This is a genomic window from Legionella qingyii (assembly GCF_003184185.1).
This window is the reverse complement of record NZ_QHJG01000015.1, coordinates 23,154-41,931: the sequence shown is the minus strand read 5'-3', so window position 1 is coordinate 41,931 and position 18,778 is coordinate 23,154. Positions and strand designations below refer to the sequence as shown.

Below are 18,778 nucleotides of genomic sequence, written 5' to 3'. Positions count from 1 at the left end.
TCATCTTTTTCATTTGGTTTTTCATATGCAAGAAAAGGGGAATTTAATCGAACAATAGGGCTAAAAATTGCAAAGATCGCTACTTCTATTTGAGCTATAGGGAATGCCCTCAAAATTTATTATTATTTTCTTTACATCCGCATTATACTTGAAGTCTTTTGCAATAGCGTATATATCATAACGTCGGCATTTTTCTTTGTGATGATTTAAATTTAGTAATTGGAGAAGCTGATTGCTAAGTAATTGTCCATGTATAAATGGAACTAAATAGATATCATATCTTTCAGAAAGAATATATGAAGTTAATACACGACATTGATTTTCCCATGCCCTTTCTTCAATAAAATAAGTTTTTATTATGCCACTATCTAGCATTGATATGGGACAATGAGCGACAATTAAATTATAATGCCCGTTGTAAAGATCCAATGTATTTATAAGCCTATGTGCATATCTAGGTGTATTTAGACCCCAACTATCCTCAGTATCCCAATTAGAATAATAACTTAATCGTCCAGCTTCTGTAGTAAGCATCCTACCATGGAATTTTGACAAGCTTTTAGACAAATTAATGATGTTTTCATTATAATCATTTACATCAATAAAACTCAAAAAAGTCCAAAAAGTTAATTTAATACCATATAAAAGCGAAGTTACAATGAATGCCCAACTTGCCATTGCTTCTTTTTTTTCTGCAATGAGCATTAATGAACCAAAAAACATTGGGGCTAAAAAACGATTACCATTATTTTGTTCTAGATGCATACAACTAAAAAATATTATTGGAATAAAAAATAATAAAAATATTCTTTTAATATATTGATTTTTACTTTTCAAAAAAAATACTGTAATTAACATCGGAATCAAAGGATATTGTATCATTTTTAAAGAGTCTAAAAAAAAGATCCCATAATCTCTTTGACTTGAGCTTTTTACAAGAAAAGGCAAGGGAAGCCATTCTGCAAAATACCAAACTCGCCATCCAAAATAGAATAAGCCTGGGATAATCAAATAAATTAAAAATTTAAATAAATCATCCTTTAGCTTAAAGTTACTTTCTGCCAAGTATATATGAAGAAATATGAGTCCAATTCCCCAAATAACCCCATCAGGACGAATTAAACAAAGAATAAAAATAAAAAAATAACATTCAGACTTTCTTAGTAAAACAAAATATAATGCGCAAACATATATAGCTGAATAAAAAAGTGTACTAAAACCTATTAAAGCAGAATATAAGTAAGGCGTACCTAATATTCCCATAATTATTAGAATAAGAGGGAAATCGCGCTTTTTCATACAATAAAAAATTAGACATACCCCCAAATAGTTCAGAATTAATGCTGATTCAAATTCATCTATATGTACTTTTTTCAAAACAGCTAGAATCACCATCCAAAGAAAATCTGTAGCTCCTTCAATTGGGTAGGACGAATTGCTATAAGTAATGATCCCTCTCATGGAAAGGTTTTTTGCGTAATCGTATAATATGATTGCATCTTCCGCGGGAACCATATATTTGTAAGTTAGATAGAAAATTATTGCCAAAAGAAAAAGAAATAATAAATTTGCGATGCTACTTATTTTTATATTTTCAGATTGTTTATTCATTATAAATTTAACTCTTTTAGCTCTACTCCAAAAAGGATACATCTAAACTTTTACATAGAGTTGATAATAATGGTTTATTAGAGTATCAAAACTGAAATTTTTAAGAATATACTCGCGAGGCTTTTCAGTTTTTTGGTTGATTTTCATGCAGGCCTCGGCGATTGCTTTAGGGTTTTGAGAAGGTATCAATAAACCCGATTCCGGATCAACTTCCTCAGCACAGCCTCCAACATTACTGCATACGACCGGAACACTACAGGCTTGGGCTTCTAACAAAGAAAGTGGCATCCCTTCGTTCAGTGAAGGGAGACAAAAAATATCACAAGCCTGATAAAATAAATTCATAGGCTCAACCATACCCAATAGACATATTCTATCTGATAAGTCGAGTGTCTGAATGTGAGTTAAAAGAGTCTGATATAAACTGCCAATACCTGCAATTACCAAGAAATAATTTAATGGCATAAGACGTATGGCTTCGATTAAATAGATATGTCCTTTGACTGTTTCAAGGCGTCCCGCACTACCAATGATTGTTGAGCTCTCAGGCAACTTGAAGTATTTGCGAGCATTTGTTTGATTTCCTGGTATAAAAAAACGCGTATCTACGGCATTAGGAATAGTGCTTATATCCATTTTAGGAAAATAACTTTTTAATTGTGTATATATATCTTTTGAAACAGCGACTAAATGAATTTGTTTTTTCCAGTTAAATAAAAAATATTGAATTAACCAATCTTTGTAGTGTTGTAAATGCCATATATCGTGTTCTGTATGGATATGCTTTATCGATGCACGCTGAGAGGTTGCTAAACAACCATAGATTAATGGACCAAGATGATGTGTGTGAATCACTGAAATGCTTAAAGTGCGACAGATGTCTTTAATAAAATTCACGGTTTTTAAGCTAAACCCCTTTGTTTTATCCGCAAAGAATAAATTGTTTTGGTATTCTTTTAATTTTGGCCATTGGCGAAATGACTCTTCGGATGGATCTTCGAGCGCTAGAATGTATACATTTTTAACATCATGGCATAACATTGAAAAAACGAGATGCTCTAAGCCACCATATTTAAGTCTCTGGATTATATGAAGGATTTTCATGTATTCCCTCTATAAATGAGAGCATGTTCTAAAGCGCTCGAAGCTTACGAGACCATCGCTCATGCTAACGTTTCCACACGACAGATAACTTTTACATCGCCTATTGCTTCGATATCGCGTCTACGACGTACCGTGTTATCCATAAACTCAAATATTATTGCAAGGCCAAATCCAAGAAAAATTCCAGAGAAAATACCAATCACAAAGAAAAATAAAGGTGGTCTTGCAAGTGATTTTATGGGTTTTTGTGGATAAGCGACAATTTGAGCGCTTCTAGACCCATTAGTTTTATTTAAATTGAGTGTCATTTTTAACAGATTATAACGGGTTAAAAGATCGTTATAGGCGTTTTGATTATTTTTTACTGTTTGATTTAGTTTTGTTATAGTTTTGCTGGTAGTATCTATGAGTCTTAATTTTTTATTTATGTCTTTTTGCTGATTGGTTAAATCATTAATTTGTTGAGACAGCCCTTTAGTTTTAAGTTGCATATTGCGTAATTTTTCTAATTGTGAGGTTAAAGTTGGGTTGGGCTGTCCATTTTTATTATTAGGCGGGACAATAGCCATATTCCATAATGCCTGGATGGTGTTGTCGTCTATATTTTGATATTGTTTATACAACTTGTCGCGCTCAGCTCTCAGTGATTCTCCAAGTTGAATGAGTGCTTTGACACCAGGAAAATTGTCTGTATAAGTAAGTCGCATTACGAATAGTTTATTGTCATTTTCAAGAATAGCATTTTCAATTTGCCCAATTTGAGGATTCAGTTTAACGATCATACCATACAGCTCTTTTTGCTCGGTGAGCGTGGTATTGTACTGGATTTTATTCTCTCCTAGTTCTGATGTAATCTCACGTAAACGTGCAAAATATATATCACGATAGGCGGGGGTTAGATCCGCATGAGCATCGATATAATGATTTAGTGCATCAATTGATTTATTAGTGGTTTCTTCTTGATTTTTTAGTTCATTTTCTAAAACGATTAAGGATGAATTAGTAACGCTTAAATTCTGAGCATTTAAGCGTTCAATTAATTTATTACCTAAAGTATTTAGAATAATGGACAGATAATTAGGAGTATTTTGAGACAAATCTATTTGTACCACATCTTCTCCAACTAGAGTTATCTTGAGTTTTTTCTTTAACTCATCTGCTGCTTGTTGGACAGTTTTCTCACTGGAATCTGCAGGTACGAGATTGGTTTCAACAACAATTTTTTCTAAAACACTCGGTGAGCTAAGATAAGCTTTTACCCCCGCGAATTGTTGAGTGATATCAATGGTGCTACTTACATCTTTCAGTGACGGTGTTTCAATTTTATTAATAGCAATAGAAATACTGGCTTTATAAGTCTTGGGCAAGAGTGTGGCGCTTAAAAGAGCAAGGAATGGGGTAATAAGAATACACGTCACAATCAAATATCTACGCCGCCAAAAGGCGTCAAGATAGATGTAAAGCGCATAATAGTTGTCAGTTATTGCTTCCATTTTTTCATTATCTTCCGTGAGACCTATGCTAAAAGTCTGATATAAACACAATCAGGTTTTTGATTTTTTAAATAAGCAACCTTAATTTCTTTTACTCGTTTACTATATCTGCTTTTTATATCTTCTGCACGTTTAAAAACGGGCGCTAGGTTAACGACCTGATTTTTTTCACCACTTGAGCCAAAGCTAGCGTATATTTTATATTCATCAGGATAAACAATCTTTTTCAACATCGCGTCTACTTTTTTTACTTGTGCAGGACTTAGATTTGTTTGTCCTTGTTCGTATTCAAGTTCAATGAAATAACTTGGCATTTGTAAGGCCGCTTGTTTGTCATGAGAACTTTGTTCTTTTTTTTGATAAAGAACTTGGGCATTAGAGAAAACCCTGTCGGAACTTATCTTTGAATTTGTGCAGGCACTTAGGCCAAATAAGACAACAAGCCATAGTTCCTTTTTCATAATTATGCTCTACTCCTTGGGCGCGATATTTGAAGTGAAAAATATTTATCTTTGTCAATCAAATGACTTTGGTATTAATCGTCAGACAAAAAATATAACATAAAACCTGTTGCTACTCCAAATTGGCACTGATTTGTTCTTTGTAAAACGCTTCAATTTTAGATACAACAATTGATGCGGAAAAATTTTTTATGATTCTACTTCTTTCTTTTGTTGCGATGATTTGACGTTCTTCGATTGTTTTTAAAAAATAAGAAGTGATGCGTTTTTGCATTTGCTTTAGATTAAAGCATTCAATAATAAATCCGGTGTTTGATAATACCTTTTTAACAGCCCCCACATTAAATGATACTACTGGTATGCCCCGCGACATTGCTTCAAGTAAAACGAATGGTAGTCCTTCATAGCTCGAAGTGATACACAATAAGTCAACTTTAGGCCAGATCCTCTCCATATCAACTACATTGCCATGAAATTGAACTTTTGTTTGATACTTATTTCGACACTGATCCAATAAGGGACCAGTGCCTACCATATGCCACTCAAAATCAGATGATGTGTGTTCTGCCAGCTGACAAAAGCGTATGGGACCTTTTTCAGGACTTACTCTTCCAATAAAATAAATTTGAAATGGTTTCGTCGTTCTTAATGGGTTAGGGTGTTCTGGAACGTCAACGAAATTGGGAATTATTTTAGCTTTACTTGGAAGACGTTTGGCAATCTCTGCATTAATACAAATGTTTTTTGAAAGAAAACTACTCCAACGATCGAGAAAATTGTATAAAATAAGCCTTCCTATCGGTTTTTCACCCGCATGAAACGTTGTCACAATAGATGCTTTATTGAATATTCCGAATAGGCGGGCTAATATGTTCGCTTTATAGCCATGCGCATGAATTACATCGGGTTGCTCTTTGAGTAATAGATGGAAGAGCGCTCTGTATGATTTGCAACCATGATAGCGAATGTTTTTTTTCTCACAAAGAGTATATAAAACATTATTGGGATAATCACAAACAAAGATAATGCTGCAATCATGTTTTCTCTTTGTTAATTCTTCACAGAGATTCATGACATGTATTTCAATACCACCAATATGTTTCGAGTCAACTAATAGTCTAATCTTCATGCCTAAAGCTCTTATGATTTTCCCAGTATTTTGACAACGTCAAGGTGGCTCTCATGATACAGAGAATTTCCATTTCAATACGATCTCCTTTTCAATGGAATGAGCACAAATCAAGCAACTGTTCTTCTAGAGCTAATGCTCTGTTATCCCAACTTTGATCTTTGACCAGATTTTTTCTAATTTCTTCTTTGTTATCATGTAAGGAAGATACTATTCCATTGATGAAATCATCGGTGTCTTTGGCAATATATATGTGTTTTTTATAAATATGCAAAGCAGGAATATTCGTCGTAACAACAGGCTTGCCTGCTGAAAGATATTCTTTAAATGTTAATGGATTGCATGCTGCAATTTGTTGATTGTAAATAAATGGAATCAATCCCACATCCCAATGTTGAGAATAGGCAGGAATATCAGCATAAGCCTTAGGTCCTAAATAAAAAAAATTACTTAATGTTTCTAATTTTTTTAAATCAATATTTTTAGGTCCAATGAAAACAAAATTCCAGTTTTTTAAGCGAATTGCGCACTGATAAATTAGATTGATATCAACCCAACTGCACAGGCTTCCATAGAAGCCTGCAATTGGCTTTCCAGTTGGTAAATCATTAGGTCGTGCATAGGGTTTAGTAAAAAGCTCGATATCAATGGCATGATCGAGATAATGTGTTTTGTTCTTAGGCATTTTTTTAGCTAAAACTGCACTTGTTACTAATATTAGAGCTGCTTTCTCGATTAATTGTTTCTCAAAGAAATCAAGCTTAGAAAGAGGATGCTTTGCTAAAGCAGAATAATCATCACAACAATAATAAACGAGTGGACAATTATTAAAAATTTTTATAAATGGATAGGCACTGGGTAAGGTTACCCAAATAATGGGTTGTTTCATTTTTTTTAGGGCAGGCTTAAGTTGTTTTTTTAGAATGAAACAATTTAATGTGTCAATTATTGAATTGCCAATGAAGGGGATAATCAAAGGGTGAATTACAGTAAGATGTTCAGGAAGAGATAAACGATACTTGGATTTTTTTCCCAGGACGTATTGAGCTAATTTTTCTAAAATTCTTTTGAAGTAAGAGATACTCAAACTGGGTTTACGCAAGCCAATAGAATTAATCCAGGTAACGTGCCAATCTTGTTTTAACAAGGCACTTATTAGACTCTGAGTGCTGCTTGGGAATCGTCCCCAGTCTTCTGCGAAGACTATAAGTGTTTTATTCGCATTCATAGTGTTCTCAAGATTAAAATCTTTTGATGAGATGATCATCTTACTACAGCAGCTATCTGTAAATATAATTGATCCTCAACATCGATATAAACTAACTCATTACTGTCTGCGGATATTGGAGCGTTGTTGTCACACCCAATCAATGTTCCGTTATGATAATTATTCAGCAAATCATACGATCGGGTGAATTAGCATCGTCTGATTAAGCCCCAATGATTTTAGCTTTCGCCATGGTTGCCCATGCAAACCGATTAATTCTAGTGCATAACCAGCCATGCGCAGTCGTTTGAATAAAAATACAAGAGCGCCAATTCCCGATGTGTCAATTCTTGTGGCTTTGCTTAAATCAACGATGATATTTCTATCAATATGCTCGATTAATTCATTAAAAATGGGTTGTGCATGCACGCTCGTCGCTGTATTAAAAGCACCCGAAATCTTAATTAAGATGTTGTTATCAAAATATTTAACTGAAATACTCATGATGTTTACATCGTGTAATAAATGCGGACCCTAATTCTGATTATAGAATAAATTAATGAGAAGAATATGCTTTTGAAGAAAGTGTCAATTCTAGAAAAAAACATCGACACTTTTAAATTTATTAAATTATACTTAATTGTAATTTAGTGTAATTTTGTCTAATTCAAGAAATTTAACCAAGATATTCATAAAGACAGATTGTGCAAAAATAGAATATTTTACCCGCATTAAAAGAATAACTTTTGAGAGAAAAATATGGGTGTTAAAACGTTCGCTATATGTCTTTTCCTTCTCTTCTATCATCACATTGGCTACCCGTTATTACTCACCTTTATTGCAAAAACACGAAAGCAAATTCATACAGGAAAAAACCTGCCGCTGCACCAATTTATTTTTATTATTCCTATGTACAATGAAGCAAAATATATTGCTAAAAAAATAGCGAATTTGGCAAAAATATCCTATCCTGCCGATCACTATGAAGTTTGGTTGCTTGATGATGGCAGTGTCGATAAAACAGCAAATCAGGCCCAAGCGGCTATAAAAAAATATCCCCAATTAAAAATAAAAATTTTTTCATCACCAACCAATCAGGGAAAAGTTGCTTGGTTTAACCAAATTATTCCTAAAATTGATGATGATTTTATTATCTTTTTTTCTGATGTTTCAGCAACTCTATCTCGTAATGTACTAAAGAAAGCTAATGCTTATTTTAATAATCCTCAAGTAGGCGTCTATTGCACGAGTTATAAGCTACGAAAAAAAGAAGTGGAAGGAGAAAAATATTATTGGCAATATCAAAATGATTTAAAGGCTAAAGAATCGAAGTTGGGCACACCGATTGGCTATCATGGAACTGGATATGCTCTTCGCAAATTACTTTGGAAAAAAATTCCTCCTAATACAATTAATGAAGATTTTGTAATTCCCCTGCAAGTTATTGCACAAACCTATACTCCTAAAGATCTCGGTAAGATGTCTTTGTCTATTAACAAAAAGAGTAAACAGAGATATAAAAATAAATTCATTAAAGTAACGATAAAAAATTTTGTTACCAAGAGCATCCGAAGGATAAATCAGGCGTGGAAGAGTTTTATGCTCAGAAAGAGGTATTGGGGGGTTTATGATCCTTCCTGTGCGTCTGTAGAAAATGAAATTTCAACAATGGAAATTATTTTTCAACGGCGGATTCGCCTGGCTGCTGGGAATATTCAACAAGTTTTCTTGCTTTTTAGGCTTTTATCACCCAGCCAAGGTTGGGTTGCCTGGATGTTCTTTAGTTGTAAAGTACTCCGAATATTTATGCCTTGGTTGTTAATATTCCTATTCATCAGCAATGTATATTTAGCTCATGATTCATTCATATTTTTAATTTTTTTAATAGGCCAGATTCTTTTTTATTTCAGTTGTTTGTCTAACATTCTCTACAAAACCAAGATCACGGAGATTACCAGTTATTTTATTTATGGACATTTGGCAATGCTTTTAGGCTGGTTTTATTTTTTTAAGCTTAATAGGACGGGGCGTTGGAAACGATCCAATAAAGCAGTAAGGCACTACTACATCCATCCTATTGTTTACATAGGGAAATGGTTTACGGATAAAGTTTTTGCGTTGACAGGATTGTTGCTACTGCTTTGTATTGGCCCATTGGTTGCGATAATTATTAAAGTTTTTTCCCCTGGCCCTATTTTTTATAAACAATTGCGTGTTGGGCTTAGTAATGAAAAACAAACAAAGATGTTTTATTTGTACAAGTTTAGAACAATGAACATTAATACTCGTTTTAGACATCGTCGTTGGACAAGCAAAAATGATCCAAGAGTATTTCGTTTTGGCTATTTTATGCGTAAAACTCATCTTGATGAGCTCCCACAAGTTATTAATATTCTTAAAGGAGATATGTCATTGATTGGTCCTCGCCCAGAACGACCTTCGCTATTTCCTTATATCGTTAAAAATATCCCTTTTTATCAAGAGCGACTATTTGGGGTGCGCCCAGGGTTAACTGGTCTTGCACAAGTCAGTTGTCATTATGATAGAACAATTGAGGACGTAAAAAGAAAAGTGGCATTCGATCATGCTTATGCAACTTATTTGACTAAGCCCTGGATATGGTTTAAAACAGATATGTATATATTAAGCAAAACGATCATCATGATTTTATTTGGAAAAAGTCCCTAGAAAACGTATTATATCCTTTAAATATCATTATTTTTATTGGTGATGTCTCGTAGTTTGATAGGGAACGTTCTCGATGGATTTTTAAAGCCATTTGTAATACCGCAGGATACAGACTCTCTAGAAATTTTGAGCAGGAAATATGAGTAATGGTTAAGGACGCAAAGACAATGACTTACCGATATCCAATTAAATGGTATTTTAATCTGGGCCTGCTTTTCTTTATGGTATGTCTTCTAGGTTGCACTTCATATCCGCCACCTTCTACTGGAGGATATGCGGCACACTATTACTTAATACATTATCCTTTTCAAAATCCGCATTTATCGTATCGGCCAGATATCCAGAAATATGGTCCTTTACGTGCGCAACTTAATCAATTATTCCAGAGTAAAGTTTGGCGTTGTTATCCAGCACGCATGGTTGAAATGAACCTCTTGGCACAGCAAATCGCCCAAGAAATTGTCGCGGGTTTGTTGGTATCCGCTCGACGTGATATGAATTTACTAGAAAATAATATAAGAATTCTTTGGCCACTCCAGGAAGTTAAAGGGTGCCCTAAGCTTAAAAACGATCAATATTGGCAAATATTGAAGGCGAGGATTCAATGACCAAACGTTTGATTCGATATTTATTGCTTTTCTGTTTGAGCATCACTACTGTTTTTGCAGCTGAAGCAGATGAACAACTGTACCCAGGTAATCTTCTTGGTTTTTCACTTTATGGAAATGCAACGCTTTCAAAAGAAGTTCGTATTGATCCACAAGGCCATATCCAATTACCCGATGTTGGGCAATTCAATTGCCAAGGACAAACTCTATCCAGTTTGCGATTGTTAGTAGTGAATAAGTTACGCACGATTTATAAAAATGCTAATGACTTAAGCATTTCCAGAAAGAGTGACGAGATTTATGTTCAGGTCCTTGGTATGGTTCAAAATCCTGGGCAATATCTTGTGCCGGCAAATGCCAATATTCAAATTGCAATACGAAAAGCAGGGGACTTGCTTGATGGGGCACAAATGAATCAAATTCAGCTCCGTCGTAATGGAAAAGTCACTGTTATTGATTATAAAAAATATCTTGACTCTGGGAATAACTCTATTCTGCGCTCGCTTAGAGCGAGTGATGAGATTTTTGTGCCGAGCTCACAACTCGTGAGTAATGTGAAGGTAGATAATCGTTATTTAGTACCCAAACAAGATATTGATGTTGCTACCCTGAAAGACTCCATCAAAATTTTTGGGGCAGTAACTAAGCCGGGTGTGTATGCATATAATTCTCAATTTTCAGTACTTGATTATCTTCTCAAGGCTGGGGGTACAACCTATTTAGCGGATACAACACAAATTAAAATCATTAACAATGCAACTGCATCCGTTTTTAACATGAGTGAATATTTAAACACAGGCAATAAAAAACTCATTCCTGCTCTTAGCGGTGGCGCTACAATTTTTATTCCACAAACAAGTGAAACTGCAAAGCCCGGCTCAACCACAATTTATGTAATGGGACAAGTGCAAAAACCAGGGACTTATGAACTTGGCAAGAATGCTACGTTCATGGATGCCGTGGCCAATGCAGGGGGGCCGGATCAATATGCAGAAACACGTAAAATTCGTATCATTCATAATGATGGAACGACTGAAGATTTCGACCTTCAGGCCTTTACCGAGGGGCTCACAGCAGCAAAACTACCTGTTTTGCATTTGGGGGATGTGATTTATTTTCCCATAAAAGCGGATCTGAATGAGAAATCATGGCTTAATACGGCCCCCAATCGTGCAATTAAAATTATTGGTGCGGTTCAGAAACCCGGACGATATGACTGGGCTGATGAAATGTCGATTATGGATTTAATTTCTAATGTTGGCGGCCCAACCAAAGATGCTGATACAGCGCATATCCGTATCGTGAGTAATGACAGTAATGTTGCCCCAGTTGAATTTAACTTAAAGCAGATGATTGCTACGGGCATTGGTGCAAAAGGATTACCCAAACTTAAGGCCGGTGACACAGTTGTAGTACCGGAACTTGCCAGTACACCTTTAAACATAAATCAGTCCGTTAAGATATTAGGAGAGGTATTCAAACCGGGGGCTTATACCTATAATCCGAAATATAATGTAGTCGACTATTTGCTTTTAGCTGGGGGAATTACCCATTATGCTGCTCCTGAACAGGTCAAGGTTCTTGATCATGAAACTTCTGTTGTGTTCAATTTAAAGGATTATCTAGAGACTGCTAAATCAAGCCATATTCCTATAATCAATAAAGGGGCTACTATTTTTGTTCCTGTGGCTACAAGCCAAATGCAAGCAGGTGCTCAAACGGTTTATGTGATGGGACAAGTACAAAAACCAGGTGCATATGAACTCCTTAAGTCATCAACGTTTATGGATGCTATCGCTAATGCGGGGGGGCCGGATAATTATGCGGAAACACGTAAAATCCGCATTATTCATACTAATGGCACGGTTAGCTTTTTTGACATGCAGGCATTTACCGATGGATTGAGCTCCGCAAAGCTTCCAATACTTCAAGCAGGGGATGTTATTTATTTTCCACTCAAAACAGATTTGAATGAAAAATCATGGCTTCATATTGCTCCTAAACGTGCGATTAAAGTTATGGGTGCAGTCGAGCGGCCTGGGAGATACGAGTGGGCCGATGAAATGTCTATTTTAGATTTAATGGCTAATGTTGGGGGGCCAACTCAAAATGCGGATACGGCCAATGTTAAAATTATAGGCAATGACAATACAAAACCGCCATTAGTCTTTAATCTAAAGAAAGCCCTTGCTAAAGGGGTGGGAGCTGAGGGATTACCAGAACTTAAAGGTGGTTATACCGTTTTTGTGCCAGAAATGGATACTATCCCTTTGGACATGAAAAAAGCTATTAAAATTTTTGGAGAAGTATTCAAGCCCGGTGCATATGCATATAATCCCAAATATTCACCAGTAGATTATCTGCTTTTGGCTGGAGGACCAACTCACTATGCTGCGCCTGATCAAATTAAAATTATTGATGACAAGGCTTCAGTGACTTTTAATTTAAAAGAGTACATGGATAGCGGAAAATCAAAAAATATGCCTCCTATTAGTATTGGCGCCACTATTTTTGTTCCCGTGGTTACTGAGCAGGTAAAGTCGGGACAGCCGGTGGTCTATGTTATGGGGCAAGTTCAAAAACCTGGGGCCTATGAACTGGGTAAAAAGTCTACATTTCTGGATGCATTAGCCAATGCAGGAGGCCCAGATCAATACGCAGATCCTTCTAAAATTCGTATCATAAGAAAAAATGGTGGGATTGTTGTTTTTGATATGCAAGCTTATGTAGAAGGACTTCCTAAAAAAACATTACCTAATATAGAAGCTGGTGATGTGATTTATGTTCCTCAGAAAAGTGCAGAAGAAGAGCGAGGGTGGTTAAGTCTAGCCCCTGGACGAGCTGTAAAGGTGATGGGCGCGGTGAAACAACCCGGACGATTTGAATGGTCTGATGAAATGAGTTTAATCGATCTTTTAGCCCACGCTGGGGGGCCGACAGACCATGCAGACATTGCCAACATCCGTATTATTAGCAATGAGCATGATAAGAAGGGACGGTTGATTACAAAACGTTTTGATTTGCGTAAGTTTTCTGAAAAAGGCGGTGAGTTATCTTCTGTGCCAGTAATTAAGGCAGGCTATACCATACAAGTTCCCGAGCTTCCTCAATCACCTATTGATAATAAAGCGATGTGGACCCAGATTGATAAAAAGAATAGTATTTATATTTTTGGTGAAGTTGGAAAACCGGGGCGTTACAAATTTAGTAATCAGCTGAATTTTCTTGATATTTTATCAGCAGCGGATGGTCCCACGCCAAAAGCGGATTTACGCGATGTACATGTAATTGATAGGCAGGGTATTTACCCGCAAGTGGTACATGTGAATCTTGCGTTATACTTTCAAACAGGCGATTCGGAATTAATACCCAAAGTGTTACCTGGGGATGCGATTTATCTTCCCCCCAAAAGTAACGATGCTGTTGAAATTAATACCAAGCATGTGGTTAAAGTTTTAGGAGAAGTTAAAAATCCTGGTCGTTATCGTTTTACTAGTGATCTGACGATTCTGGATTTACTTGCAGCTGCGGGTGGCCCAACCAATTCGGCGTTGGTTTCGAAAATTTTAATTGTCAATATGGGTACTGGACTGGAAGCGAAGGCGAGTGTCTTTGATTTATTAAAATTTTCAAAAACAGGCGATATCAGGATGTTACCTGCTATTCGTGAGGGTGATGTTATTTATGTACCCAACAATGATGAAGATTATAGAAAACAATTCACTCAATTCTTGCAAAATGTTGCAAATGTTGCTCTTGTTATCTATTCACTAGGCTCACTGAAATTATGACGCAATTAGCAAAAAGCAGTAAGGCGATTAATAAGCTTTATATTGAAATTTTGGCTCATGAAAGTAAAACTATTTGCTTTACCTCGCCTTTATTTACTGAAGGAATTACCACCATAGCCAGTGCCGTAGCACGGGCTGCTACAGCCTTTGGTCGTAAAGTTCTTTATTGTGATTTTGGAAATTACAATACCTCGTTGAGTAAGCAATTGAATCTTGAATTCAAAGCAACCCAAGGCAGTATTTTGGAGCAAGCTTGTGATAACATCAAATACAGTGACCAAGAAGGTTTTTACATAATGCCCCTTCCTGGGCCACGCCCTTTCGAGCTCAGCTTGATTGAAAAAGAAACATTGAATGATTTCTTTAATAAATTAAAGGAACAATTTGATTTAATCATCATCGATTGTCACTGCTTTAATAAATATCAACCACATACGATTTCAACCAGATATTTAAGCGAGGCAGCTAATGCAACAGTCCTTATTGTTCTTTCTGGTGTTACGACTAAAGAAGCGGTAGAGGAAACAGTGGAGGAAATGAAAAAAATTGGCACTCACTTAATCGGTTGTGTCATGAATGATTTCAAGTACCCACGACTCATAGATGAGCTTTATAAAGAAACCAGCCGTTTGGACCGATATGTTCCTAAATTTGCTGAATATCTCCGCCAAAAAATACGTAATTCAGTTATATTAAATATGGAAATTTGATATCAATGAAACATGTAACGAAGCCCTGTGCACAATCGGTTACACAATCTTAAGGATGAGCATGAAATTTTTAAAAATTATTTTAGCATTCATTCTGACCCAACAATCATATGCATCTGTAATTGGTATTGGAATTGGAGGCGGGGGAGCAAGGGTGGAATTAGCTTTGATCCTCTTTCTCCAGGCCATGTATATATTGGCAGTGATATGGGGCTAGTCTATGAATCTTTTGATTTAGGCACTACTTGGACCCCTATTAGTCGGAAAAAAATAGCCTTTAATGTTGATTTGAATCATCAAAGTCATATGGGGTTTGATAACTCAGGTGGATTATATTGGGCATCAGGAGGATGTAATCCACAAATCAGTTTAGACAGAGGTAAGTCATGGCAATCCATGAAGACACTTGCGGACATGTTTCCTGAGAATTGCCTTGCTGAGAGTACAAGGATTAAATATTGGTTTTTCTCCAATGATGACTTAAAAATGGTAGGTGTTGGAACTACGTCTGGTTTATTAATTAGTCGCGATCTTGGGAAAACCTGGACACGACTTTTTACTAATCAAGACAGTCTAACATCCTTAATGGTTGATAAGAACACACTCTACCATGCAACAAATGCAGGTATTTTTAAATTTAACCTGCAAACAGCACAAGTAGCCCCCCTTTTATCTGAATCTTTATCTGCAGCGGCGATGGGTAAAGACAGCAAAGGTTTAACTCTTGTTGGTGTTGAAAAAACAGACAATGCAAGAAAGAAAATGTTCATTAAACCAGCTAAAGAAGAGGTGTTCTCTCAGCAAACACAACCTGTTGGAACATTTGTCCGCATGAGTCCAAATAATTCCTCTATTATTTATTTTACCGGGAATTCAAATATTGGCGAAGGCGCTGCTATTTGGATGACGGAAGATAGTGGCTCTCATTGGACACAGCGCTATACAGACGATTCAATAGCTTATCGTGAGGGCAAAATCAATCCTAATCCGGTAGGTCTCTATGTGGGCTTTTGGGATAGCGGATATAATGATTTTCAGGTAGCGCCTAATGATCCAAATCTTATAGCCGGTAGTGCAAACTTCTTTTTTAAATTGTCCACGAATGCAGGAGAACAATGGAAATTTCCATATACAAAATTAAGTCCAGCAACGAATAATGTGAGTAAGAGCAATTTTTGGACTTCAACAGCGCTTAACCCTGTAAGTGCTTTTTTTATAAAACAAAATCCCTCAAACAGCAATATGATTGTTGCAGGATTAGCGGATATTGGATGTGTTTTAAGTTTAGATCATGGGGTTACATGGCGTATGTGCAATATCCCTGACATGAACACTACATATGATATAGCATTTAATCCTGCAAATCCCAATCAACTCTTTGCTGCCGCTTCATCCAGGCATGATTTTCCGAATGATTGGTATGGGGATATTAATAATGATGCTCCTGGTGGAATTTTTGTCTCTGATGATGCGGGGGTTAATTGGCAACAATTGTCACCTGATGATAGCGAATATCAAAATCCCTATTTAACATTAGCGATTGATTTCAAAAAGTCACCTTGCCACATGTATGCAGGCACAATGGGTAAAGGTATTATTGCCAGTTTTGATTGTGGCAGCAATTGGCAGAGGCTAAATGATGGGTTTGAACCTTTAGCAACTTCTGTTGACTCATCAGAACAAAAAGGGTCTTTGATTTTCCCAAGTATTAAAATCTCCCCCGTAACAGGTGATGTTTATGCGATTCATGCAGGTAATCGATTGTGGCAACATGCAGATAATCCTTTCATAAAATATACCGGAATTTATAAACTCAATAAAAATACGAATACTTGGATACAATTGGGAAGACCTCCGAAGGTACAAGGGCCTGGCCCTGTTTTAGGTAATTTATATTGGAAATACCCACTGGATTTTGCGGTTGATTGGAGTAATCCCAAGCAACTGTATTTAGTTGACATGGCAACGGCAGGAACATGGAAAATTAATGGTCTTTGGTCAAGTTCTGACGAAGGAGTAACATGGCAACAAGTCTTGAATTTTGATGGAGCACGAAAGGTTATAATTAAGAATCAAGATGTTTTTGTTGCTGGCTGGTCTGATCCAGATGAACCTTTTATGTATCATGCAGCCCAAGGTAGTCAGTTTGAGCCAGTAAATCTAGAGCTACCTTTACAGCGAGTGAATGATTTTCTAATTGATGAACAGGGCTTTATTTTTGCGACTTTTGGCGGGGGGCTATTTAGGCTGAACACACTAACTGATTGAGAGTACTGACGCATGTATTCTGATGACTGCCCCCTATAGCCCCCTTTTATCTATCTTAGATATTAGATCGCATAATATTTGCGCATAATTATTTATCATAGACTCATTGCTTCCTTCGACCATAATTCGTAATATTTGTTCTGTGCCTGAAGGTCTAAGCACTATTCGGCCATTACTTTTCAAAGTCTTTTCCAGATTTTTAACTGCTTGAATGACTTCGGGATGAGATACCAATAACGTGGCGTTATTGGTATTTAAATTGATTAAAGTTTGCGGTAATAAATGAAGGCTTTGTGTCAGCTCATGCAGTGATTTATTCTGCATAACCATAATCAAAAGAACTTGTAATGCGGTTATAATTCCGTCTCCTGTCCTGGCTTTATCGGAACAAATAATATGACCAGAGGTTTCGCCGCCGAGTGTCCAATTTTTCTTTGTCAGCATTTCCTGAACGTATCGATCTCCTACTTGAGAGCGTAAAAAAGGGATACCTAATGATTTAAGTGCTTGTTCAAGACTATAATTACTCATCAAAGTACCTATCACTCCGCCATTGAGTACACCCCGTTGATATCTGTCTTCAGCAATAATGTAAATAATCTGATCACCATTAACAAGATTGCCTAGCGAGTCTACTAAAATAACCCTATCTCCATCACCATCCAGACCAATACCCACATCAGCACCAACATCAAGAACTTTATTTCTTAATAACTCAGGTGCTGTGGAGCCACAATTTTGATTGATATTAAAACCATCAGGTTTTACTCCTATGGAAATTACTTTAGCGCCTAATTCAGAAAATACATTGGGTGCAATATGATAAGTTGCGCCATTGGCACAATCGACGACTATTTTGAAATTGGTTAATCGAGACCTGAACGGAATTGTGGACTTACAAAATTCGATGTAGCGACCCGCCGCATCATGAATCCGAGTCGCTTTACCTAACTGAGCTGAAGGTACAGTTTGCAATTTTTTCTCTAATTCAGCTTCTATTGCAAACTCCATACTCTCAGGAAACTTACTTCCTTCTGATGAAAAAAATTTAATTCCATTATCTTCAAAATGATTATGGGAAGCACTAATTACAATGCCTATGTCTGCTCTTAGAGTCTGGGTAAAATAAGCAATTCCAGGGGTAGGCATCGGACCTAATAAGGCTATATCAACCCCCGATGCGGATAATCCTGCTTGCAGAGCAGACTCCAGCATATAGCCAGATATTCGGGTGTCTTTTCCAACAACTACTTTGCTTTTGGCTTTTTGGGTAAGCAAACTTCCTACTGCCCAGCCTAATTTCAAAACAAACTCAGGGTTGATATTTGATAGCCCAACTCGGCCTCGTATCCCGTCTGTTCCAAAATATTTACGTTGACGCATCCTTTCCACCTTAGTATTTAATTTGAGAGTGGAGTCTCTTTTGGCAAATTTCTAAATTAAATATTACTAGCATCTAGATGCATTATAGCTAAAAAAAAAGGTGTGGAGGCAAAATCGATTAAATCGAATGCTCGATTACTGAGGGGTAACCCACCAAATGCTTTTTTTATGTGAGATTGCCATTAATTTTTTTCCGAACAGCTTCCCTTGAAGGGCGAGGCTAAGTCAAGATATGTTCCTATATTTTCTCTCTGTCTACGTCCCGCAGGATCCCGCTACGAAGCTATATTCCATGGTTTTGTCGAACAGGTCGCGGAACATAGGT

13 protein-coding genes are annotated in these 18,778 nt (G+C 36.4%); 5 read left to right on the top strand and 8 right to left on the bottom strand.

Annotated elements, in window-relative coordinates; translation table 11 throughout:
• Positions 1–60: 60 nt before the first annotated feature.
• From DGG96_RS10375 to DGG96_RS10345, 7 genes are all read right to left on the bottom strand, one after another.
• On the bottom strand, positions 61–1,611 hold the full coding sequence (locus DGG96_RS10375) for a hypothetical protein (protein ID WP_110142597.1): 1,551 nt from the start codon (positions 1,609–1,611) through the stop codon (positions 61–63).
• 42 nt (positions 1,612–1,653) lie between these two features.
• The gene (locus DGG96_RS10370) at positions 1,654–2,715 is read right to left on the bottom strand and encodes a glycosyltransferase (RefSeq protein WP_110142596.1); all 1,062 of its coding nucleotides are present in this window, start codon (positions 2,713–2,715) and stop codon (positions 1,654–1,656) included.
• Positions 2,716–2,774: 59 nt separating this feature from the next.
• On the bottom strand, positions 2,775–4,208 hold the full coding sequence (locus tag DGG96_RS10365) for a GumC family protein (RefSeq protein WP_110142595.1): 1,434 nt from the start codon (positions 4,206–4,208) through the stop codon (positions 2,775–2,777).
• Positions 4,209–4,231: 23 nt separating this feature from the next.
• Entirely contained in the window at positions 4,232–4,669 is a 438-nt protein-coding gene (locus tag DGG96_RS10360) for a hypothetical protein (protein WP_110142594.1), read from the bottom strand.
• A 112-nt stretch (positions 4,670–4,781) separates the two neighbouring features.
• Positions 4,782–5,798 (bottom strand): glycosyltransferase family 4 protein, encoded by a 1,017-nt coding sequence (locus tag DGG96_RS10355; protein WP_110142593.1) that lies wholly within the window; start codon positions 5,796–5,798, stop codon positions 4,782–4,784.
• Positions 5,799–5,889: 91 nt separating this feature from the next.
• Positions 5,890–7,026, bottom strand: coding sequence for a glycosyltransferase (locus DGG96_RS10350; protein ID WP_158618877.1), 1,137 nt, complete (start codon positions 7,024–7,026; stop codon positions 5,890–5,892).
• A gap of 171 nt (positions 7,027–7,197) precedes the next feature.
• Complete coding sequence (locus tag DGG96_RS10345; RefSeq protein ID WP_110142591.1) at positions 7,198–7,509, bottom strand: STAS domain-containing protein; 312 nt, start codon at positions 7,507–7,509, stop codon at positions 7,198–7,200.
• A 255-nt stretch (positions 7,510–7,764) separates the two neighbouring features.
• Between DGG96_RS10345 and DGG96_RS10340 the strand changes: the two genes are divergently transcribed.
• From DGG96_RS10340 to DGG96_RS10320, 5 genes are all read left to right on the top strand, one after another.
• Complete coding sequence (locus DGG96_RS10340) at positions 7,765–9,693, top strand: sugar transferase (RefSeq protein WP_110142590.1); 1,929 nt, start codon at positions 7,765–7,767, stop codon at positions 9,691–9,693.
• Positions 9,694–9,860: 167 nt separating this feature from the next.
• On the top strand, positions 9,861–10,301 hold the full coding sequence (locus DGG96_RS10335) for a hypothetical protein (RefSeq protein ID WP_126955530.1): 441 nt from the start codon (positions 9,861–9,863) through the stop codon (positions 10,299–10,301).
• On the top strand, positions 10,298–14,092 hold the full coding sequence (locus tag DGG96_RS10330) for an SLBB domain-containing protein (RefSeq protein ID WP_110142588.1): 3,795 nt from the start codon (positions 10,298–10,300) through the stop codon (positions 14,090–14,092). The genes DGG96_RS10335 and DGG96_RS10330 overlap by 4 nt, the downstream gene beginning before the upstream one ends.
• Positions 14,089–14,802 (top strand): P-loop NTPase family protein, encoded by a 714-nt coding sequence (locus DGG96_RS10325; protein ID WP_110142587.1) that lies wholly within the window; start codon positions 14,089–14,091, stop codon positions 14,800–14,802. Before DGG96_RS10330 ends, DGG96_RS10325 begins: the two co-directional genes overlap by 4 nt.
• A gap of 27 nt (positions 14,803–14,829) precedes the next feature.
• Positions 14,830–17,070 (top strand): WD40/YVTN/BNR-like repeat-containing protein, encoded by a 2,241-nt coding sequence (locus DGG96_RS10320; protein WP_133249333.1) that lies wholly within the window; start codon positions 14,830–14,832, stop codon positions 17,068–17,070.
• Positions 17,071–17,103: 33 nt separating this feature from the next.
• On the opposite strand, the gene glmM is transcribed toward DGG96_RS10320, so the two are convergent.
• Positions 17,104–18,453, bottom strand: a complete 1,350-nt coding sequence (gene glmM, locus DGG96_RS10315) for a phosphoglucosamine mutase (RefSeq protein ID WP_110142585.1) — start codon at positions 18,451–18,453, stop codon at positions 17,104–17,106.
• Between the last annotated feature and the right edge of the window lie 325 nt (positions 18,454–18,778).